Below are 21,104 nucleotides of genomic sequence, written 5' to 3' on the forward strand. Positions count from 1 at the left end.
CAAGGGCCGCGAACCCCGCCGTGCCGGAGGCACGGCCAAAGACACAGTTCGTCTCGCGTCCGAGTGGTCGAGACAATGCGACGAAGGAGCAAGTATCGACCACTCGGACGCGAGACCCAAGGGGCCGCGAACCCGCCGCGACGGAGTCGCGGCCAGAGACACAGGAGTCCATATGGACGTCGTGATCGGCCAGCTCTTCACCGGTTTGAGCCTCGGATCGATTCTCTTGCTCGCGGCGCTGGGCCTGTCGTTGACCTTCGGTCAGATGGGCGTGATCAATATGGCGCACGGCGAGTTCATCATGGCCGGTTGTTACACCACCTACGTTGTGCAGAAAGTGATTTCGTCCACGGGCGTTTCGTTGATCGTCTCGTTGTTCGTCGGCTTCCTGGTCGGCGGCGCGCTGGGGGCGGCGTTGGAGATGGGGCTGATCCGCTGGATGTACGACCGGCCACTCGACACTCTGTTGGTCACTTTCGGCGTGGGTTTGGTTCTCCAGCAGGCCGCGCGCGATATCTTCGGCGCGCCCGCGAAGAATGTGCTGGTCCCGGACTGGTTGAGCGGCGGCGTCACCATTTTCGGCGCGGTGGTGCCGAAGACCCGCATGTTCATTCTGGTCTTGGCCGTGGTGGCGGTGACGGTGTTGGCGGTGGCGTTGAAGACGACTCCGCTGGGTCGCAGGATTCGGGCGGTGGTGCAGAATCGCGGTCTGGCCGAGACCAGCGGGGTTTCGAGCCGTTTCACCGATATCAGCACCTTCTTCATCGGTTCGGGGTTGGCGGGCGTGGCCGGTGTGGCGTTGACGCTGATCGGTTCGACGAGTCCGACGATCGGCCAGAGTTATCTGATCGACGCGTTTCTCGTGGTCGTGATCGGCGGTCTCGGTCAGATCAAGGGCACGGTCATCGCGGCGTTCGCGCTCGGCCTGCTGAATTCGTTCATCGAGTATTCGACGACGGCCTCGATCGCGAAGGTGATCGTCTTCGTCGTGATCGTAGTTTTCTTGCAGGTCCGACCGCAGGGCCTGTTCACCGTTCGGACAAGGAGTCTGGCATGACCACACTCACCCGGCGGATGCGTGCGCACTCGTCGTTGACCGCGTTGGCGGGTTTCGCTGTCGCGGCGGTTCTGCTGTTCGCGGTGGCGCCCGCGGTGCTGAGCGATTTCCGGCTGAATCTGCTGGCGAAGTTCCTGTGTTTCGCGATCGTGGCGGCCGGTATCGGTTTGGCCTGGGGTCGCGGCGGAATGCTGACCCTCGGTCAGGGCGTATTCTTCGGCGTCGGCGCGTACATCATGGCCATGCATATGCAGATGGCGGATGCGACGCGGCTCGGCAATGACGTGCCGGAGTTCATGGAGATCGCGGGGATTCGCGAGTTGCCGTCGTTCTGGCAGCCTTTCGCATCGGCACCGGTGGCGATCATCGGGATTCTGGTGTTGCCGGGTCTGGTCGCGGCGGTGCTCGGGTACGGCGTGTTCAAGCGCCGGGTCAAGGGCGCGTATTTCGCGATTCTGAGTCAGGCGCTGGCGGCGGCGCTGGCGATTCTGCTGACCGGTCAGCAGGCCATCGGCGGGTTCACCGGTCTGTCGGATTTCCGCGCCTTCTTCGGTTTCAAGCTCTCCGATCCGGCGAACAGGCAGATGCTTTTCTTCATCGCGGCGGGCACGCTGCTGGTGGTGGTCGCGCTCGTGCGTCAGCTCATGCACAGCAGGTACGGCGAATTGCTGGTGGCGGTGCGCGATCAGGAGGAGCGGGTGCGCTTCCTGGGTTACGACCCGGCGAATGTGAAGATCGTCGCCTATGTGGTGGCGGCCTTCTTCGCCGGTATCGCCGGCGCGTTGTTCACCCCGATCGTCGGCATCATTTCCCCCGCCGATATCGGTGTCGTCCCGTCGATCGCCTTTCTGATCGGCGTCGCCATCGGCGGCCGGACCACCCTGTTGGGTCCGGTGCTCGGCGCGATCGGTGTGGCGTGGGCGCAGACGGCGCTTTCGGAGGAGTTTCCGTCGGAGTGGACCTATCTCCAGGGCGTGCTTTTCATCGTGGTCGTGGGATTCATTCCGGCCGGTCTCGCCGGTGTCTGGCCGCTGCTGAAGGGCTTCTACGACAGTCGATTCGGCAGGTCCGCGGCGCCGGAACCGGTTGCGGAGCCGACACCGGCGCAAGCAGTCGAGCAAACCCCGGTCGCCGAGGAGAAGGTGCACACGCGATGACCACGACACACGAGCCGAGGCCCGGCGGCAACGCGGGCATGGACAGCGAATATCTCGAAGTCCGCGGCCTTTCGGTCAGTTTCGACGGCTTCAAGGCGGTGACCGACGTGGATCTCACCGTGCTCCAGGGTGATCTCCGGTTCCTCATCGGTCCGAACGGCGCCGGCAAGACCACGCTGATCGACGCGATCACCGGTCTGGTACCGGCGACGGGGTCGGCGACGAAATCCGGCGCGCAGTTGATCGGCAAGAAGGTGCATCAGATCGCCAGACTCGGCGTCGGGCGCACCTTCCAGACCGCGAGCGTGTTCGAACAGTTGTCGGTGTTGCAGAATCTGGATATCGCCGCGGGCGCGCGACGTTCGGCGTTGACCATGTTGCGCAAGCGCAGGTCGGTGCTGCCGAGTATCGAGGAAGCGCTCGAGACGACCGGTCTGGCCGATCTGCGTGACAGACCCGCGGGCGTCCTCGCCCACGGTCAGAAGCAGTGGCTCGAGATCGGCATGCTGCTCGTGCAGAACGCCTCGGTGCTGCTGCTGGACGAACCGGTGGCGGGCATGAGCGCCGAGGAGCGTGAGGAGACCGGGAATCTGTTGCGCCGCATCGGCGGTGAGCGGGTGGTGGTCGTGGTCGAACACGATATGGATTTCATGAGGTCCTTCGCCACCTCGGTCACCGTGCTCGCGGGCGGCCGGGTGCTCAGCGAGGGCACCGTCGAACAAGTGCAGGCCGATCCCAAGGTGCAGGAGGTCTATCTCGGCACCGCCGCCGCGATCGGCACCGAGTTGCAGGACGAGTCGACCGCCCCGACGAAGGAGGTAGCTGATGCTTGAACTGATCGATGTGCGTTCCGGGTACGGCCGGACCGAGGTGATCCACGGTGTCACGCTGACCGTGCCCGAGAACAGCGTGGTCGCCGTCATGGGCCACAACGGCGCGGGCAAGACCACCCTGTTGCGCGCCGCGGTCGGCCTCATCGGCGCCAAGTCCGGCGAGATCCGATTCGACGGGGAAGCCATCACGAAGATGTCGCCCTCGCGGCGGGTCAAACGCGGGATCGCCTATGTTCCGCAGGGGCAGCAGAGTTTTCCACAGTTGACCACAGCCGAGAATCTCCAGGTCGTCGCGGACGGCCGCAAACGCGGTAAGCAGTTGATCGCCGAAGCGCTCGAGCTGTTCCCGGCGCTGCGGGAACTGCTCACCCGCAAGGCGGGCCTGCTCTCCGGCGGTCAGCGTCAGCAGTTGGCGATCGCGCGGGCGCTGATCACCGAGCCGAAACTGCTCATTCTCGACGAGCCGACCGAGGGCATCCAGCCATCGGTGGTGGCCGAGATCGAGCGCACCATCATAGATCTGACCCGCCGGGGCGGTCTGAGCGTGCTGCTCGTCGAGCAGCACATCGGGTTCGCCTTGCAGGCCGCGCATTTCTATTACGTGCTGCGATCGGGCCGGGTGAGCTCCAGCGGTACCGGCGGCGCGGGCGCGGAGACCGACGTCCGCGCGGCGATGGCGATCTGAGCGGGGTCGTGGCCCGCAGGGGGCGAGTCCCGTTGAGCGATCGGGTGTATCACTGGCTGCGGCGCGATCTCGCCGCGGGAGCGATCGTGCCCACCGAGCGCCTCGGCGAGGAACGTCTCGCCGAGAGCTACGGCGTCTCGCGCACTCCCGTGCGCGAGGCGCTGGTCCGGCTCCAAGCCGACGGACTCGTCGAACGCCATGCCGACGGCCTGTATCCGTACCGGCCCCGACTGGAGGAACTCGATCACCTCTACGAATTACGAATAGTCCTGGAGACCAGGGGGATCCAGCGGGTCATCGACAATTCCGGCGGCATCGAAACCGAATCATCCGCACCGGCACACGATCTCGCGGCCGTGCGCGCGGAACTGGAGCGGTGGCGGACATTGCGCGATACACCGCCCGAACCCGGACCCGCACTGGTGACCGCCGACGAGCGGTTCCACATCACCCTGCTCGCGGCGGCGGGCAATACCGCACTCGCCGAGGCGCTGACCGCGGTCTGTGTACGGGTGCGTCCGCTGCGCACCTTGGATCCGCCGACTGCCGAACGCATCGCCATCATGTCGAGCGAGCACATCGCGATCGCCGAACAACTGCTCCGCGGTGAGACCGATAGGGCCCTGCGCACACTCATCGCGCATATCGACACCTCGCGCGCCCATGTGCTCGCCCGCGCCCGCCAGGCCATGCACCTGACCAAACTCGGTCGCGCCATGCGTGATTGAGTTCTCAGCAGTTGGTGGCGAAGGGGAAGCACCCGCCGGAACGTTGAGTGGTCGGCGCGGGCGTCGGATCGACGCTGCTCGTCGTGGGCGCACCGTCGGATTCCCCGTTCGGGCCGTCGGCCACCAGTGCGGCCACGACGACCCCGGCGACCGCGAGCATGCCGACCAGCGCCACCGCCACCACGGTCCAGGCGCCGACACTCTGACCCCGCGTCGACGGTTTCGGAACCGGTTTCGGTTTCGGCGGCGGCGGGGGCAGCACCGCCGCGGCGGCCCGCGGCGGTGGAGCCGGCATATCGGCCGCGAAGCCGTCGGCGACGAGTTCGTTGCGGGTGGGTCCGTCGTCGAGTCCGAGCGCCTGGGTCGCCGCGACCACGCGGTCGGCGGTCCAGTCCCGCGCCGCGGCCGAGAAGTTCTCGACGTAGTGGCGCAGTTCGGTGGAGTCGGGCACATTGGCGACGATCACGTCGAGACCTGGGCGCAGCGTGGTGCGGGCGGGCCGCACGACCACGCCGCGATAGGGCACCAGCAGCACCGCGCCGCAGACGTGGCCGGGATCGATCAGCGCCCGCTCGAGTTTGTTCCTGACCACGAAGACCGCTTGTTCCAGCAGATCCGACGGACTGGTGCGTGATTCGTCGTCGAAGTCGGCGGGGACGTCGCTGATGGTCCAGGCGTCCTCGCCGGTCACGTCGAGGATGCCGCTCTGGCGCCTGCGGAAGCCCTTGACCTCGATCACCGTGATGCCGCGCGGGGTGAACAGCACCGCGTCGACCTGGCGTGTCCCGTTCTCACCGACGTGGACGTCGACGGCGGCCAGGCAGGTCACCGGGTACGCGCGCAAGCATTCGACGAATTCCCTTTCGGCACCGGAGAGCTGGGCTCCGTCCCTGACCTTCACCAGCATCGCGCAATATCCCCTGCCCACCGAATCCAACGCATGGCGCCGTCCGCGTGATATCGCCTTCGCACCGGTACCGATCTGAAAGGGTACGCTGGCATACCGGTTCCGCGCTCCCCATCCGCGTACGACGAGAGGCAAGGGACATGGTTTCGACGTCGCGACCGCGTATCGCCCCCGGACGGCTCCGGGAACTCGGTCCGCTCAATTGGGCTGTCTGGCAGGTGCTTTCCCGCGCCGCGGGCACCGGCGACGCGCACCTGTTCAGCACCCTCGGGCGCACCCGCGGTCTGTTCCGTGGCTGGCTGCACTATTCGGGCAAACTCATGCCGGGCGGTCGGCTCGCGCGTTTCGAATCCGAACTCGTCATCCTGCGGGTCGCCCACCTGCGCGAATGCGAGTACGAGACCGATCATCACATTCGCCTCGGCAGGCGTGCGGGTATCACCCCCGAGATTCTGGAGCGGTTGCGCACCGGTCCCGACGCCCCCGGGTGGACCCCGAAACAGCGGGCGCTGCTGACCGCCGTCGACCGCATCGTCGAGACACGCGATATCGATGACGAAGCCTGGGCGGATCTGGCCGGGCACTACGACGAGCGCGCCCTGATCGAGATCGTGCTGCTCGCCAATCAATACGAGGGTCTGGCCGCCACCATCACGGCGTTGCGCATCCAGCGCGACGAGATATAGTCGCCGCGCCGCGTCCCTGGGCCTCGATCCACGTCACCACCGACGACTACTTCGCCCACGCCGTCATCGAGGGCGAGGCCGAACTCACCCCGCGGGCCGAATCACCCGACGTCCCGCGGTCGACGCCCCGGTGGTGTACTACCGCGTCGCCGCGGGCGAACATCCTGACCGGTCGGACTACCGCAGGGCGATGGTCGAGGACCGCAGGATCCTGGCCTGCGTCACCGCGAACCGCGCTTACAGGCTGTCAGGCAGCGCGACCGAGCGGATCCGGGCACACGACGGCGGCGGTACCCGATCCGGTGCCGCCGCCGTCGTCGCGAATTCGATCAGAAGTTGATCATGTGGCCGGCCAGGCCGTGGAACGCCTCCTGCAACGCCTCGCTCAGCGTGGGATGGGTGTGCACGTTGCGGGTCAGCTCGTTCACGGTCAGATCCCACTTCTGGGCGAGGGTGAGCTCGGGCAGCAGCTCCGAGACATCCGGGCCGATGAGGTGGCCGCCGAGCAGTTCGCCGTACTTGTCGTCGGCGATCAGCTTGACGAAACCGGTCGGGTCGCCGAGGCCGTGCGCCTTGCCGTTGGCGGTGAACGGGAAGGTCGCGACCCGCACGTCGTAGCCCTCGTCGCGGGCCTGCTGTTCGGTGAGACCGAAGCTGGCGACCTGCGGCTGGCAGAAGGTGGCGCGCGGCATCATGCGGTAGTCGCCGAGGGTGACCGTCGGCGCGCCCGCGATGGTCTCCGCCGCCACCACGCCCTGCGCCTCCGCGACGTGGGCGAGCTGGAGTTTGGCGGTGACGTCGCCGATGGCGTAGACGTGCGCCACATTGGTGCGCATATTGTCGTCGATGGCGATCGCGCCGCGCTCGGTCAGCGCGACACCGGTGTTCTCCAGGCCGTAGCCATCGACACGGGGCGCGAAGCCGACCGCTTGCAGCACCTTGTCCACGGTGACGGTCTCGATCGACCCGGACTTGTTGTCCTTGATCGCCACCGTGACCTTCGACCCGTTGTCATCGATGGACTGCACGGCCGCGCCGGTGGTGATGGTGATCCCGAGCTTCTTGTACTGCTTGGTGATCTCCTTGGACACGTCGACGTCCTCGTTCGGCAACGCGCGATCGAGGAACTCGACGATGCGAACGTCGACGCCGTAGTTCTTCAGGACGTAGCCGAACTCCATCCCGATCGCGCCCGCGCCGACGATGAGAATCGATCCGGGCAGGTCACGGGTGAGGATCTGCTCCTCGTAGGTGACCACATTGGCACTCAACGAGGTGCCGGGCAGCAGTTTGGTGACGGTGCCGGTGGCGATGATCACGTTGTCGAACGTGACCGTCTCGGTACCGCCCGCGCTCAGCTCGACCGAGAGCGTATTCGGGTCGACGAAGGTGCCCGAGCCGTCGAACTCATCGATCTTGTTCTTCTTCATCAGGAAGTGGACGCCCTTGACCCGGCCGTCCGCGACCTTGCGGCTGCGGTCGAACGCGACGCCGAAGTCGAAGCTCGCCTCACCGGAAATACCGAAGGTCTTGGCCTCCTTGGTGAAGATGTGGGCCAGCTCGGCGTTGCGCAGCAGCGCCTTCGACGGGATGCAGCCCACGTTCAGGCATACACCGCCCCAGTATTTCTTCTCGACAATCGCTGTTCGCAGGCCGAGTTGAGCGGCGCGGATCGCGGCGACATAACCGCCGGGACCAGCGCCGAGAACGACGACATCGTAGTGGGAAGTCACGCCACCGAGCCTAACGCCGCCGCCGCATCCGCACCGCGCGTGCCCCCGCATCCGTGCGCGGCCGACCCGAACCGTCACCTCTCGGCGAGAATGTTGACATGAGCGAGCCGATTGCGACCGATCCCTACCTGTGGCTGGAACAGGTGACCGACGAACGCTGCCTGGACTGGGCGCGGGCGCACAACGAGGTGGTGGTGAGCCGGTTCGCCGACTCCGACCGGTTCGCCGAGCTGGAACGTCGCATTCTGGACATGCTCGACACCGATACCAAGATCGCCTATCCGGGCAGGCGCGGGCCGTGGCTCTACAACTTCTGGCGTGACGCCGAACACCCGCGCGGACTGTGGCGGCGCACGACCTTCGAGGAGTACGCCGCGCCGACGCCCGAGTGGGATGTGCTGATCGATGTCGACGCACTCGCCGCGGCGGAGGAGGAGAACTGGGTGTGGGGCGGTGCCGCGGTGCTGCGGCCCGAGCAGTCCCGCGCGTTCATCAGCCTCTCGCGCGGCGGCGCCGACGCCAAGGTGATCCGGGAATTCGACATCGGGACCCGCGCGTTCGTCGAACCCGCCGATAGCGGGTTCTACCTGCCGGAGGCCAAATCCGAACTGCGCTGGATCGATATCGACACCGTCTACGTCGGCACCGACTTCGGTACGGATTCGCTGACCGATTCCGGCTACCCCCGCATCGTGAAGAAGTGGCGGCGCGGCACCGAACTGTCCACCGCGGAAACGATTTTCGAGGGCGAGAAGAGCGATGTGGCGGTCTCGGCCGGATACGACCGTACCCCCGGCTACGAACGGCACTTCGTGGGCCGGGCCACCGATTTCCACAACGAGGACGTGTACCTGATCGCCGAGGACGGCACGCTGCGCCGCCTCGAGACGCCCACCGACGCGAGCGAGTCCTGGTACAAGGACTGGCTGCTGGTCCGATTGAAGTCGCCGTGGGAGGTCGGCGGCGTCACCCATCCCGCGGGCGCACTGCTTGCCACCGATTTCGAGAAGTTCCTGGCGGGTGAGCGCGAGTTCGAGCTCGTGTTCACCCCCGACGCGCACACATCACTGCACGGATACGGCTGGACCGAGAACCACCTGCTGCTGATCACCCTCGAGGACGTGCAGACCAAGCTCTACGTGGTCACTCCCGGACCGGACGGCTGGACTCGCGAACCGCTCGCCGACACCCCGCCGATGGCGACGACGAGCGTGCTCAATCTCGACCCGCTCGAGGGCGGTGACGAGTACATGCTGGCGACCAGCGGATTCACCACCCCGACCACATTGCTGACGAGTTCCGTCGGCGGCGCGACCGAACTGCTGGCGCAGGAGCCGGGTTTCTTCGACGCCGACGGCATCGAGACCGAACAGTTCTTCGCCACCTCCGACGACGGCACCGCCGTACCGTATTTCGTGATCCGCCACCGCGACCGGCGCGGCGCACCCGGCCCGACCGTCATGTCGGGCTACGGCGGTTTCGAGGTCTCCCGCACGCCCTCCTACAGCGGCGCCTCTGGCATGGGCTGGCTCGAACGCGGCGGCACCTGGGTGATGACCAATATCCGCGGCGGCGGCGAGTACGGCCCGCAGTGGCACACCTCGGCGCTGAAGGCCAACCGGCACAAGGCATTCGAGGACTTCTCCGCGATCGCCAAGGATCTGGTCGCTCGCGGCGTCACCACGTCCGAACAGCTCGGCGCGGTGGGCGGCAGCAACGGCGGTCTGCTCATGGGCGTCATGCTCACCCGCTATCCCGAACTGTTCGGCGCGATCGTCTGCCAGGTGCCGCTGCTCGACATGAAGCGCTACCACCTGCTGCTGGCGGGCGCGTCCTGGATAGCCGAATACGGCGACCCGGACAATGCGGAGGAGTGGAAGTATCTGGCCGAGTATTCCCCGTACCAGAATGTTCGCACCGACAAGTCCTACCCGCCGATTCTGATCACCACCTCCACCCGCGACGACCGCGTCCACCCCGGCCACGCCCGCAAGATGACGGCGCTGCTGGAGGAGACCGGACATCCGGTCTGGTACCACGAGAACATCGAGGGCGGGCACGGCGGCGCGGCGGACAACAAACAGTCCGCCTTCCAGGCCGCGCTCATCTACGAGTTCTTCACCCGGCAGCTGATGGACGGGACCGAGTCGCAGTGAGGTCGGCGCGGGAGTTCACCTGTCCCGCAACCACTTCTCGATCCGGTCGACGGTCGACGCCGGGTCCGTGATCCAGCCGTTGTGGCCGAGCGCCTCGGGCTGGTGCCAGGTGGTGACCTCGGCGTCGGGCATCTTCGACAGCAGATGCGCGGCCGAACCCGGCGGAGTCAGTTCGTCACCGGCCACGGTGATCGACAGCACCGGCAGTTTCAGCCTCGCGATGCGTTCCTCGTAGTCGATATCGGCGTCGACGGGGACGAAGCGCCCGGTCCGCGCCAACCTGGCCCAGTCCGAGACCAACACCTTGGACTGGCGCCCGAATCCGCCGACGGTGATGCGGTCGCCGGGCCAGAAACCCGCGAGGCTCGCGGTCAGCGTCGCCGCGGTGGTGCCGACCAGCATCCCCGGCCCGAAGACACCCCGATACCCGCGGAAATACGGTGTGCCGGAGGCGACGAGCAGCAGTCCGCCCAGTCGCCCGCGAATGCGCGAGGCGTACATGACCGCGAGCTGACCACCCATGCTGTGACCGAGCAGATACGGCGTACTGGCCGGGAAGCGACCGCGCACGACCTCGAAGATAGCGGGGAAATCGACCGAGACCAACTCGTGGTAGCCGTAGGCGCTGGCCGGACCAGGTTTCGGCGTGCTGTCGCCGTTGCCGCGCAATTCGCCGATCGCGACGTCGAATCCGCGATCGGCGAGATTGCGCGCGAATACCGAGTAGTAGGCGCCCGGGACACCGAGACCCGGTATCACGACCACGACGGGACGCGGCGCATCCGGCGTCACAGGATGCCGATGCGTCCCCCGGGCCTGCATCAACCGCACCGGGATGGTGCTGCCGTCGGGCACCTGGATGGGAACAGTCTCCATGCCGCGCACGCTACCGTCTCGCGCGGGACTCAGGCTTTGACCGCTCCCATGATCACCCGGCTCAGTACGTCGATGACCTCGTCCAGCGGCGGCCGCGGATCCGATCCGCTCCAGGAGTCGACGACGTAGTTGACCGCGCCGATGATGGCGAGCACCCGCATGTCGTAGTCGCCGGTGGGGATTTCGCCGTGCATGGCGGCGTCCTCGGCGGCACTGGCCAGCAGCGAGCCCCAGACCCGGCGCAGTTCGAGCCGGTACTTCTCGACCTTGGGTCCGGCGCCGACCACCTCGACCAGCGCGACCCGCGCCTTGCGCGGATCCGAGCCGATGGATTGGACGTAGGCGCGCACGGCGGCGTCGATGAGTTCGACCGCACCCGACTCGGATTTCTTGTCCAGTGCCGAGATGACCGCCTCGCGCGACTCCTTGTCGATCTGCTCGTATAGCTCGAGCAGCAGCGACTCACGTCCGGTGAACTCCTCGTAGAACTGCCGCGAGGAGAGCCCGGCGTCCTTGCAGATGGCGCCCACCGAACTATTGGCGTAGCCGTCGCGCGCGAAGACCGTCAGGCCCGATTCCAGAAAACGCGCACGCCGCTGACGTTGCCGGTCCTCTACGGGCTGCCCGGCATACATTCGTCCCGTATTCGCATCCTGTGACATTGCGCCAGACAATACCGAAGCGCTCGATCCACTTGTCATGGATCGGGCCCTTCGGGGCGTACTTCGGCGGACCGCGTATGTAGCCGAAAGTTGGCTCGATTGCGCCAGAACGGCATTCGGGCGACCGGTCTCCGCACTTAGGGGTGCGCTGATACCGGCCGATCTTGACGGTGACTGATGTTAGCTAGACGGCATCAGACCGAGCGCCCCGATTCCGACGAACGATTTTGCCGGGAAATCCTAGAGTTTTTCTACCCGAGTCCTCGCGACCGTTTCCCGCTGACGCGGCCCAATTCCCATGGGCGCCCGCCGGGCGGCGACGGCACACCGGCCGCCCGGTCGGTTCGGGATCCGGGATCGACGGCGGGGCGAGCCGGGGTCGCGGCGAAGGCGAGCGCCACGCGCGGCGCGGCGACGAGCGCGAATCCGAGGCGGGCGAACGCATCCGCCGGCGGGCTACCGACGTTCGGCGGCGCGCGCGGTATCGGCGAGCACCGCGCCGAGTAGGCCGGGAAAGCGGGACTCGAGATCCCCTTCGCGTAATTCGATCAGCCGATTGCGTCCTGAAACGTAAGTGGTGGTGATCCCGGCGTCCCGCAACACTTTCCAGTGGTGCGACAACGTCGCGGCGGTCACCTCGACATCGAAGTGATCGACCGCGCAACTCAGTGGTTCCCGGACTCCCGCCAACGACCGGACCAGTTCGAGCCGGACCGGATCGGCGAGGGCGCTCAGCACCCGGACCAGATCCAGGTCGCCGACGCTCGGCTGCGGCAGTTGGCGCACCACGAACTCCAATCGTTTGACATCCATCGAATTGTATCGGACGCTAATCCTGTGATGATTCGACAACAATCGAACAATTTGACCCGGTCGCTCCTCCCCCTTGCCGTCGGCACCTTCGTCCTCGGCACCGACCTGTTCGTCCTCACCGGCATGCTGCCGCTGATCGCCGCCGATCTGCACGTCTCGGTCGCCACCGCGGGTCAGCTGACGACCATGTTCGCCTGGACATACGCCATCGCCTCACCGCTCATCGCCGCGGCCACCGGCTCCTTGGACCGACGCCTGCTACTCGGCGGCGGCGCCGCGCTGTTCGTGCTCGGCATGGTCGGCCAGGCCGCGGGCGAGACCTTCGCCGTCATGGCCGCCGCCCGCATCGTCGCGGCTATCGGCGCGGCCGCCTTCCAGGCCAATGCCTTCGCGGTCGCGGGCGTCCTCGCCACCGACGCCACCCGCGGACGGGCGCTGTCGGTGGTCGCCAGCGGCATCACCCTTTCCACCGTGGCGGGTGTGCCGATCGGCATCTTCGTCGAACGCTGGCTGGGCTGGCGCGGGGTGCTGTGGCTGATCGCGGCGGGCGGCGCGGTCGCCGCGGTCCTCGTACTGCTGCTGCCGCGGGTCACGTTGCCGAGCACCGGATTGCGCGAACGTCTCGGGGTGCTGGTCCGCACGCCCGTGCTGTCCGTACTGGCCGTGACCACGGTCGCCATGACCGCGACGTTCATCACGCTGACCTATCTGCCCGTGGTGGTCGCGCCATCGGTCTCGCAGCATCTGCTGGCGTGGCTGATGCTCGCGATGGGTGTCGGACAGGTCGCGGGCACCGGGTTCATCGGCCGCTGGGTCGACCGCTACGGCCCGGCCCCGACCATGACCATCGCCCTGCTCGGCACCGCGTTCGGACTGTGCGCGCTGGCGGCGACCACCGACCGTGCCTGGACGGTCTTCCTCGCCCTCACGGTCACCGGATTCTTCGGCGGTATGACGATGGTGCCCCAGCAACACCGCCTCTTCGCCATCGCGCCCGACGCGCCCACCGTGGCACTCGGGCTCAACGGCTCGGCCGTCTACCTCGGCGGCGGCATCGGTGCGCTGATCGGCGGCGCGATACTCGGCGGCGGCGCGGGCACATTGCTGCCCTGGACATCGGCGACCATCGCGCTGTGCGCGCTGGCAGGCAGTCTCGGATTGCGCGCGTTCGCGAAACCGCGACCCGCGACGGTGTGATCCAGCGGGATCGGGCAATACCGCAGCAAATTCCGCGAATTCACAAAACCCGACGCTGCGGTAGCGGCCGATGTGCGAGTGGCATACGCTTTCGCGCGGATGGAAGCCGCCTTGTGGAGGGACGATTGGCCACTCCGAACTTGACGGAGCAGGATGTGAGCGCGACCCGTGATCGACGGACCGTCCCGCTGACCCAGTTGATCCACCTCATGTCCGAGTATCTGAAACTCGGCGCGCATCGCCAGACCTTCCTACCCGTTCCCGTAGCCGACGACGCCCTGTTGCGCGGATTCACCATCGTCGCAGGTGGATTCGCCATACTCGGCGTGATCTGCGTGACCGTCGGCGCGGTCGGCGGCGGCATCGCCATCGGACTGGTCGCGGCAATTCCCGCGGCGCTCGCGATCTGGCGCGGCAGGCGGCGAAATCGCGCCGCCCGTCTCGATTTATTCGATTTCGGCATGACCGTTTATCGGGCGGGCGAACGCGTACAAGGATTCCGTTGGGACACCGCCGAAGTCCGGCAACAGGTGATCACCTTCCAGAGCGGCACACCCTCGGAATACTCGATGGAAATGACCGGACCCGATGGCGCGCACGCGGTCTTCGACGACATCCTTTTCGCCGAGGGTACGGAATGGGGCAAGACCATCCACTCCGCGATAACCGCCACCCAGCTACCGCGCGCGGTCGCCGCGATCGACAGCGGCGAGACCGTCGAGTTCGGTGATCTCGGCCTGAATCTGGACGCGCTGATCTTCCGCGGCGAGAACTTCCCGTGGGAGCGAATCCAACTCATCGACGCGCGCAGCGGACTGGTCCGCATCAAGGTCGACGGACGCTGGCAGTCGCTGGTCGCGGTGGCCGCGATCCCCAACTTCTACATCTTCAACGAACTCGCCGAACGCCTGCGCGTCACGCCTTTCGACGATCCGCGCTAGTCCTTCGACTCGTCGGCGCCGCCGTCGCGGGTCGCGTCGAAGGCGTCGATCAGGCGCGTGAGCAATTCGCGTAGCGTCGCGTCCTCGGCCTCGGTGAACGCCGAACCCACCAGCCGTTCCACCCGGATCGCGCGCGTCGGCATCGCGCATGACCGCCTCGCCGCGCTCGGTGAGGTGGGTTTCGAGCACAGACCCTGCGCGGCGGCGACCTCACCTTCGGCGACGGGCTCGAACTGCACGGCGACACGATGTGGGCGGCGCAGAATCAGAGCAATACCGTGAGCCGGTGGTCGATCACCGACGACGGCGCCACCGCGACCCGCACCGGTCAGGTGACCGACACCGCGCTGAGCATTCCAACCACCCTGGTCCGCGCCGCCGACCGAATCCTGATCGTGGCATCGCAATTCGACCGTGGCGGGCCGATGGGTCCTGGCACGCCCGGCATCTTCCGCGTAGGCACCGTCGAGGGCTCCGGCCTATGGTGATTCCATGCTGAAAGCGCTGCTCTACGGAATCGGGACGGCGGCGCCGCTGATCGTCGGCGCGGCCATCGGATTGCGGTGGAGTCTGTCCAGACAGCTGCTCGCCACCCTCATGGCCTTCGGCGCGGGCGCCATGATCGCGGCGGTGTCCACGGAACTGTTCGAACCCGCCTTCCGGGTCGGCGGCACGGACATCGCCGGACTCTCGCTATTTCTCGGCGCGGGAGTCTACGTCGTCGCCAACCGCGCGATCGAGACCCGGCTCGGCCCGGCCGCCATCGGTTTGGCGCTCATGCTCGGCACCATCCTCGACGGCGCCCCCGAGAACACCGCGCTCGGCGTCTCCCTGGCCACCGAGAGCGGAATGGTCCTGCTGGTGGCCGTCGCGGTCGGCAATGTCCCCGAGGCGATCGGCGGGGCCGCCCTCATGCGCCGCGATCACCACTTCACCCGCAGGCGCGCCTTCCTCCTGTGGACCGCGACAGGTCTGGTCCTCATCGTGGTCACCGTGCTCGGAAACGGCGTCTCCGGCTACCTGTCCGCCGTGCATATCGCCATCGTCCAAGCCTTCGCGGGCGGCGCCACCATCGCCGTCCTCGCCGACTCCCTGATGCCCGAAGCGTACAAGGAAGGCGGTTGGTGGGTCGGCATGGCCACCGCCGCGGGCTTCCTCACCGCCTTCGTCATCGGCGCCTGACCCGGAAAGCCGGAAGCCGGCCCACCCTCGGGTGGACCGGCTTCCGGTTCGTGAAGTGTTACAGCGCCTCCGGACTCAGAAGTCCATGCCGCCCATGCCGCCGGTCGGGTCGCCCGCGGGAGCGGCGGCCTTCTCCGGCTTGTCGGCCACGACGGCCTCGGTGGTGAGGAACAGCGCGGCGATGGAGGCGGCGTTCTGCAGGGCGGAACGGGTCACCTTCACCGGGTCGGCGACACCGGCCGCCAGCAGATCCTCGTACTCGCCCGAGTCGGCGTTCAGGCCGTGGCCCGCCGGCAGGTTCGAGACCTTCTCCGCGACGACGCCCGGCTCCAGACCGGCGTTGAACGCGATCTGCTTCAGCGGGGCCGACAGCGCGACGCGCACGATGTTCGCACCGGTCGCCTCGTCACCGGACAGGCTCAGCGCGTCCAGCGCCGGCGCCGACTGGAGCAGGGCCACACCGCCACCGGCGACGATGCCCTCCTCGACGGCCGCCTTCGCGTTGCGGACGGCATCCTCGATACGATGCTTGCGCTCCTTGAGTTCGACCTCGGTCGCCGCACCGGCCTTGATCACCGCGACACCGCCCGCCAGCTTGGCCAGACGCTCCTGCAGCTTCTCACGGTCGTAGTCGGAATCCGAGTTCTCGATCTCGGTGCGGATCTGCGCAACGCGGCCCTTGATGGCCTCCGCGTCGCCCGCGCCCTCGACGATGGTGGTCTCGTCCTTGGTGACGACGACCTTGCGCGCCTGACCGAGCAGCTCCACGCCCGCGGTCTCCAGCGAGAGGCCGACCTCTTCGCTGATGACCTCGCCACCGGTGAGGATGGCGATATCGGCCAGCTGGGCCTTGCGGCGGTCACCGAAGCCGGGGGCCTTGACCGCGACGGACTTGAAGGTGCCGCGGATCTTGTTGACGACCAGGGTCGACAGGGCCTCGCCCTCGACGTCCTCGGCGATGATCAGCAGCGGCTTGCCTGCCTGGATGACCTTCTCCAGCAGCGGCAGCAGATCCTTGACCGTGGAGACCTTCGAGCTGACCAGCAGGATGTACGGATCCTCGAGGACCGCTTCCTGACGCTCGGGGTCGGTCACGAAGTAACCGGAGATGTAGCCCTTGTCGAAGCGCATGCCCTCGGTGAGCTCCAGCTGGAGTCCGAAGGTGTTGCTCTCCTCGACGGTGATGACGCCTTCCTTGCCGACCTTGTCCATGGCCTCGGCGATGAGCTCACCGATGGACGCGTCGCCCGCCGAGATACCGGCGGTGGCGGCGATCTGCTCCTTGGTCTCGACCTCCTTGGCGGTGTCGAGCAGCTTGGCGGTGACGGCCTCGACGGCCTTCTCGATGCCGCGCTTCAGGCCGAGGGGGTTCGCGCCCGCCGCGACATTGCGCAGACCTTCGCGCACCAGCGCCTGGGCGAGCACGGTGGCGGTGGTGGTGCCGTCACCCGCGACGTCGTCGGTCTTCTTGGCGACTTCCTTGACCAGCTCGGCGCCGATCTTCTCGTACGGGTCCTCCAGCTCGATCTCCTTGGCGATGGACACACCATCGTTGGTGATCGTGGGGGCGCCCCACTTCTTTTCCAGGACAACGTTGCGACCCTTGGGGCCCAGCGTCACCTTGACCGCGTCGGCGAGGGCGTTCAGTCCCCGCTCGAGGCCGCGGCGGGCCTCTTCGTCATACGCAATTGTCTTGGCCATGGCGTTGTTGAGATCCTCCATGTGTATGGCTGACACACGAGACGACCGCCGGTTGGGCCGCCCCATTTACGCTGGCCAGGTTCGGTGCCCGCGACGGACGACCGAGGGTGTCGATGAAACCCGGTCTCACCGTCCCGACCTGGCACTCACACGTGGAGAGTGCCAATGCCATTTCTAGCACTCGCCGATGCCGAGTGCAAGGTCGGAAACGGGTGACACACGGTCAGGAGCGATCGTCGATCCGCAGCACCAGCGCGACGAAGGCGTCGGTTCGGCGCTCGTCGGGCGTGCGCGGTTCCTCGTTGTCGACCGTGACCAGTTCGGCGTCGTGCAGCAGGAGTTCGGCCTCGACCCGCATGATCGCCCGTATGAACGGCGGCGCGACCTCGGGCGGCAGATCGCCGTTGACGATATATTCGCCATCCGGCCCGGATTCCGTGGAGACATAGGAAAGCGCGCGCAACAAATCGACGCGACGTTCCCCCGCGACTAGGTCGGAATCCAATTCGTCGGTGTCATCCGCCATCGCTATAGCTTAGCCGGGAACTCCCGCTCGCTCAGCGCGCGAGTGTTTCGGACACGGGCCGTGTCCGCGACCGCGCGCTTTCCGCCGGAATCCGCGGACTGCCGCAGCGGATTTACCCCGGTCGGAGGCGTGGGCGCGGCGCGGCGGCCGAACAGGCGTACATTTCGGGGCGGACCATGATCATCGGCCCCCGGCGGCGGGCCGGCCCGAGTTATCCGAGGGGGCGCGGTGGCGGATCTGCCGTTCGACTCGATGTACAGGCACGGCTTCGCCCGCGTGGCGGTGGCGGTACCGCCGGTCCGGGTCGCCGATCCGGCCCACAATGCCGAACACACCCTCGTCTCGGCCCGCGCGGCCGCCGAGGACGGCGCGATGCTGACCGTCTTCCCGGAACTGGGTCTGTCCGGCTACACCGCCGACGACCTGTTCCACCAGGACGCGCTCGACGGCGCGGTCACCGACGCGCTGGCGCGCCTGATCGCCGCGAGCGTCGACATCGCGACCGTGCTGATTGTCGGCGCGCCGCTGCGCGCGCAGGGCCGTCTGTTCAATTGCGCGGTCGCGATCTGCGCGGGCGAGGTGCTCGGCGTCGCACCGAAGAGTTATCTGCCCGGATATCGCGAGTTCTACGAGAAACGGCAATTCGCGGCCGCTCGCGAAGCATTGGACGATCACATCGAGATCGCCGGACAACGGGTGCCATTCGGGGCCGAACTACTTTTCACCGCCACCAATCTGGATGGTTTCGTCTTCCATCTGGAGATCTGCGAAGACGGCTGGGTGCCGTTGCCGCCGAGTGGATATGCGGCATTGGCGGGCGCGACCGTGCTCGTGAATCTCTCCGCCAGCAATATCGTGATCGGGAAAGCCGATTACCGACGGGCGCTGTGCACATCGCATTCCGCGCGATATCTCGCCGCATATCTGTATTCCGCTGCGGGACACGGCGAGTCGACCACCGACATGGCCTGGGACGGCCAGGCGCTGATCTGCGAGAACGGCGATCTGCTCGCCGAGGGGGAACGCTTCGCCGACCATCCGCGTCTGGTGAGCGCGGATCTGGATCTGCGCCGTTTGGCCGCGGATCGCTTGCGCACCACCAGTTTCGCCGACACCGTACACGACCACCGCGACCGCCTCAGCCGCATGCGCCGCATAACGGTGCGCCTGCCCGTGCCAGCGGGCGCCGCTCCCCTGCGCCGCGAATTGGCGCGCTTCCCATACGTTCCCACCGATCCCGCCGCGCGCAACGAACGCTGCGCCGAGGTGCACCACATCCAGGTCGAGGGGCTGAGCACACGACTGCGCGCCACCGGCTCCGAGCGACTGGTCATCGGCGTCTCCGGCGGACTCGACTCAACGCAGGCGCTCATAGTCGCCGCCAAGACGATGGACCGCCTCGAGCTGCCGCGGGCGAATGTGCTGGCCTACACGATGCCCGGCTTCGCGACGAGTACCCGCACCCGCACCGACGCGCACCGGCTGATGGCCGCGCTCGGGGTCACCGCGACGGAGATCGATATCCGCCCCTCGGCGACCCAGATGCTGCGCGATCTGAAACACCCTGCGGCCGAAGGTGTTCCGCAATACGACATCACCTACGAGAATGTCCAGGCCGGTGCGCGCACCTCCCATCTGTTCCGGCTCGCCAATATGCACGACGCCCTTGTCGTCGGCACCGGCGACCTCAGCGAACTGGCGCTGGGCTGGTGCACCTTCGGAGTGGGCGACCACATGGCGCACTACAGCGTGAACGCCTCGGTGCCCAAGACGCTCATCAAGTATCTGATCGCCTGGGCGGCCGACACCGGCCAATTCGGACCCGAGGCCGCCGAGGTACTGAAATCCATTCTGCTGACCGAGATCTCCCCCGAACTCATTCCCACCGCCGACGACGACTCCGGTCCCGGGCAGAGTTCGCAGGCCACGGTGGGCCCGTACGAACTACAGGACTTCCACCTGTACTACCTGCTGCGCTTCGGCTACAACCCGAGTCGCATCGCCTTCATGGCGCGACACGCCTGGTCCGATCCCGCGGTGGGGGCATGGCCGGATCTGATTCCCGCCGACCAGCGCAACGCCTACGATCTGGCGACGATCAAGCACTGGCTGGCCGAATTCCTGCGCCGCTTCATCCAGACCAGCCAGTTCAAACGCTCCACCCTGCCCAACGCCCCCAAGGTCGGCTCCGGCGGTTCCCTGTCACCGCGCGGTGATTGGCGCGCCCCCAGCGACGCCTCGGCAGCCGCCTGGCTCGACGAGCTAGCCCGCAACGTCCCCGACTGATCCGCCCGGGTTCGCGGCGTCTCGCGGGTTCGCGGCGTCTCGCGGGTTCGCGGCGTCTCGCGGGTTCGCTGCGTCTCGCGGGTTCGCGGCGTCTCGCGGGTTCGCGGCGTCTCGCGGGTTCGCGGCGCCGAAGGCGCGGCCAAAAATACAGCTCACTCCTTGGGGGCGACCAGGCTTGCCAGCACCTCGAGGAGATGGGCTTCGATCCGGCCCTTGTCGAGGCCGAGTCCGGTGAGCGTGCCCGCGCCGTTCTCGTGTTCGAGCAGGGCGAGCAGGATGTGTTCGGTGCCGATGTAGTTGTGGCCCAAGCGCAATGCCTCCCGGAAGGTCAGTTCGAGCGCCTTCTTGGCTTCGGGTCCGAAGGGCACCAGCGGCGGTACCTCGCCCTCGGCAGCGGGCAGGGACGCGGTGGCCGCGGCGCGGACAGCGTCCACGTCGACCCCGGCGGAAAGGATCTCCTTGACCGCGAGGCCCTCGGGTTCGCTGATCAGGCCGAGGATCAGGTGCCCGGTGCCGATGATCGGATTGCCTGCCGTCCGCGCGGCTTCCTGGGCTGCGACCACGACCGCGCGGGCGCGGGGGGTGAAGCGGGCGAATCCGGCGTTCGGGTCCATGGTCGCCGCATCGGTCACGTCACCGGGGTCCTTCGGAACGAATCGCTTCTGGGCGGCCTGTTTCGTCACGCCCATGCTGGCGCCGATCTCCGTCCACGACGCGCCCGAGCGACGCGCTTGGTCGACGAAGTGGCCGATGAGGTGGTCGGCCAGTTCGCCGAGGTGATTGCCCGCGACGACCGCCTCGGACAGTTGCTCGAGCACATTGTCGGGTCGGGCCTTCTTGATGCCGTTGATGAGGTCATCGAGTCGAAAAGAAGTCATGCGTCAACCATAGGTTGACGATGCTGGTTGCGTCAACAGTTGGTTGACGGACGGCGGGCGGATCGGCCGCCGCGCGCCGCCGACATACACGAGACATCCG

The 21,104-nt window shown here is 67.1% G+C and carries 21 protein-coding genes; 12 read left to right on the forward strand and 9 right to left on the reverse strand.

What is annotated here, in order from left to right; genetic code table 11:
* Positions 1-172 precede the first annotated feature (172 nt).
* From urtB to APZ21_RS06425, 5 genes are read left to right on the forward strand one after another with little or no spacing between them, the layout of a single operon-like run.
* Positions 173-1,057: an urea ABC transporter permease subunit UrtB gene (gene urtB, locus APZ21_RS06405; protein WP_054812295.1), complete on the forward strand. Its 885-nt coding sequence runs from the start codon at positions 173-175 to the stop codon at positions 1,055-1,057.
* The gene (gene urtC, locus APZ21_RS06410) at positions 1,054-2,214 is read left to right on the forward strand and encodes an urea ABC transporter permease subunit UrtC (protein WP_082392889.1); all 1,161 of its coding nucleotides are present in this window, start codon (positions 1,054-1,056) and stop codon (positions 2,212-2,214) included. The genes urtB and urtC overlap by 4 nt, the downstream gene beginning before the upstream one ends.
* The gene (urtD, locus tag APZ21_RS06415) at positions 2,211-3,047 is read left to right on the forward strand and encodes an urea ABC transporter ATP-binding protein UrtD (protein ID WP_054812296.1); all 837 of its coding nucleotides are present in this window, start codon (positions 2,211-2,213) and stop codon (positions 3,045-3,047) included. Before urtC ends, urtD begins: the two co-directional genes overlap by 4 nt.
* Complete coding sequence (gene urtE, locus APZ21_RS06420; protein WP_054812297.1) at positions 3,040-3,732, forward strand: urea ABC transporter ATP-binding subunit UrtE; 693 nt, start codon at positions 3,040-3,042, stop codon at positions 3,730-3,732. The genes urtD and urtE overlap by 8 nt, the downstream gene beginning before the upstream one ends.
* 32 nt (positions 3,733-3,764) lie before the next feature.
* On the forward strand, positions 3,765-4,460 hold the full coding sequence (locus APZ21_RS06425) for a GntR family transcriptional regulator (RefSeq protein ID WP_239476514.1): 696 nt from the start codon (positions 3,765-3,767) through the stop codon (positions 4,458-4,460).
* 4 nt (positions 4,461-4,464) lie between these two features.
* On the opposite strand, the gene APZ21_RS06430 is transcribed toward APZ21_RS06425, so the two are convergent.
* Positions 4,465-5,367 (reverse strand): nuclease-related domain-containing protein, encoded by a 903-nt coding sequence (locus APZ21_RS06430; RefSeq protein ID WP_054812299.1) that lies wholly within the window; start codon positions 5,365-5,367, stop codon positions 4,465-4,467.
* Positions 5,368-5,507: 140 nt separating this feature from the next.
* Here APZ21_RS06430 and APZ21_RS06435 point away from each other — a divergent pair, with 140 nt between their 5' ends.
* Positions 5,508-6,053 carry a carboxymuconolactone decarboxylase family protein gene (locus APZ21_RS06435; protein ID WP_054812300.1) on the forward strand — a complete coding sequence of 182 codons (546 nt, stop codon included), beginning with the start codon at positions 5,508-5,510 and terminating at the stop codon, positions 6,051-6,053.
* A 329-nt stretch (positions 6,054-6,382) separates the two neighbouring features.
* On the opposite strand, the gene lpdA is transcribed toward APZ21_RS06435, so the two are convergent.
* Complete coding sequence (lpdA, locus tag APZ21_RS06445) at positions 6,383-7,786, reverse strand: dihydrolipoyl dehydrogenase (RefSeq protein WP_054812302.1); 1,404 nt, start codon at positions 7,784-7,786, stop codon at positions 6,383-6,385.
* Between the two features lie 98 nt (positions 7,787-7,884).
* Here lpdA and APZ21_RS06450 point away from each other — a divergent pair, with 98 nt between their 5' ends.
* Complete coding sequence (locus APZ21_RS06450; RefSeq protein ID WP_054812303.1) at positions 7,885-9,942, forward strand: prolyl oligopeptidase family serine peptidase; 2,058 nt, start codon at positions 7,885-7,887, stop codon at positions 9,940-9,942.
* Between the two features lie 15 nt (positions 9,943-9,957).
* Here APZ21_RS06450 and APZ21_RS06455 read toward each other — a convergent pair whose 3' ends face one another.
* From APZ21_RS06455 to APZ21_RS06465, 3 genes are all read right to left on the reverse strand, one after another.
* Positions 9,958-10,818 carry an alpha/beta hydrolase family protein gene (locus tag APZ21_RS06455; RefSeq protein ID WP_054812304.1) on the reverse strand — a complete coding sequence of 287 codons (861 nt, stop codon included), beginning with the start codon at positions 10,816-10,818 and terminating at the stop codon, positions 9,958-9,960.
* A gap of 29 nt (positions 10,819-10,847) precedes the next feature.
* The gene (locus APZ21_RS06460; RefSeq protein WP_239476515.1) at positions 10,848-11,480 is read right to left on the reverse strand and encodes a TetR/AcrR family transcriptional regulator; all 633 of its coding nucleotides are present in this window, start codon (positions 11,478-11,480) and stop codon (positions 10,848-10,850) included.
* A gap of 456 nt (positions 11,481-11,936) precedes the next feature.
* A complete protein-coding gene (locus APZ21_RS06465; protein ID WP_054812305.1) occupies positions 11,937-12,293 on the reverse strand; it encodes an ArsR/SmtB family transcription factor in 357 nt (118 codons plus the stop codon).
* Positions 12,294-12,344: 51 nt separating this feature from the next.
* Between APZ21_RS06465 and APZ21_RS06470 the strand changes: the two genes are divergently transcribed.
* Positions 12,345-13,490 (forward strand): MFS transporter, encoded by a 1,146-nt coding sequence (locus tag APZ21_RS06470; RefSeq protein WP_204249054.1) that lies wholly within the window; start codon positions 12,345-12,347, stop codon positions 13,488-13,490.
* Positions 13,491-13,645: 155 nt separating this feature from the next.
* Positions 13,646-14,431 (forward strand): DUF6585 family protein, encoded by a 786-nt coding sequence (locus APZ21_RS06475; protein WP_239476516.1) that lies wholly within the window; start codon positions 13,646-13,648, stop codon positions 14,429-14,431.
* On the opposite strand, the gene APZ21_RS06480 is transcribed toward APZ21_RS06475, so the two are convergent.
* A complete protein-coding gene (locus APZ21_RS06480; protein WP_054812307.1) occupies positions 14,428-14,670 on the reverse strand; it encodes a hypothetical protein in 243 nt (80 codons plus the stop codon). The two genes, APZ21_RS06475 and APZ21_RS06480, sit on opposite strands and share 4 nt — an antisense overlap.
* A gap of 9 nt (positions 14,671-14,679) precedes the next feature.
* Between APZ21_RS06480 and APZ21_RS06485 the strand changes: the two genes are divergently transcribed.
* Together APZ21_RS06485 and APZ21_RS06490 are read left to right on the forward strand one after the other, a co-directional pair.
* Entirely contained in the window at positions 14,680-14,919 is a 240-nt protein-coding gene (locus APZ21_RS06485) for a hypothetical protein (protein ID WP_054812308.1), read from the forward strand.
* Between the two features lie 4 nt (positions 14,920-14,923).
* Positions 14,924-15,613 carry a ZIP family metal transporter gene (locus tag APZ21_RS06490; RefSeq protein WP_054812309.1) on the forward strand — a complete coding sequence of 230 codons (690 nt, stop codon included), beginning with the start codon at positions 14,924-14,926 and terminating at the stop codon, positions 15,611-15,613.
* A 75-nt stretch (positions 15,614-15,688) separates the two neighbouring features.
* Here APZ21_RS06490 and groL read toward each other — a convergent pair whose 3' ends face one another.
* Positions 15,689-17,314 carry a chaperonin GroEL gene (gene groL, locus APZ21_RS06495; protein WP_054812324.1) on the reverse strand — a complete coding sequence of 542 codons (1,626 nt, stop codon included), beginning with the start codon at positions 17,312-17,314 and terminating at the stop codon, positions 15,689-15,691.
* Positions 17,315-17,537: 223 nt separating this feature from the next.
* Positions 17,538-17,840 (reverse strand): hypothetical protein, encoded by a 303-nt coding sequence (locus tag APZ21_RS06500; protein WP_054812310.1) that lies wholly within the window; start codon positions 17,838-17,840, stop codon positions 17,538-17,540.
* 252 nt (positions 17,841-18,092) lie between these two features.
* Between APZ21_RS06500 and APZ21_RS06505 the strand changes: the two genes are divergently transcribed.
* Positions 18,093-20,126: an NAD(+) synthase gene (locus APZ21_RS06505; RefSeq protein ID WP_054812325.1), complete on the forward strand. Its 2,034-nt coding sequence runs from the start codon at positions 18,093-18,095 to the stop codon at positions 20,124-20,126.
* A gap of 152 nt (positions 20,127-20,278) precedes the next feature.
* On the opposite strand, the gene APZ21_RS06510 is transcribed toward APZ21_RS06505, so the two are convergent.
* On the reverse strand, positions 20,279-21,004 hold the full coding sequence (locus APZ21_RS06510) for a Clp protease N-terminal domain-containing protein (protein WP_054812311.1): 726 nt from the start codon (positions 21,002-21,004) through the stop codon (positions 20,279-20,281).
* Between the last annotated feature and the right edge of the window lie 100 nt (positions 21,005-21,104).

Origin of the sequence: Nocardia arizonensis, from assembly GCF_001310275.1 — a bacterium.
Taxonomy (GTDB): domain Bacteria; phylum Actinomycetota; class Actinomycetes; order Mycobacteriales; family Mycobacteriaceae; genus Nocardia; species Nocardia arizonensis.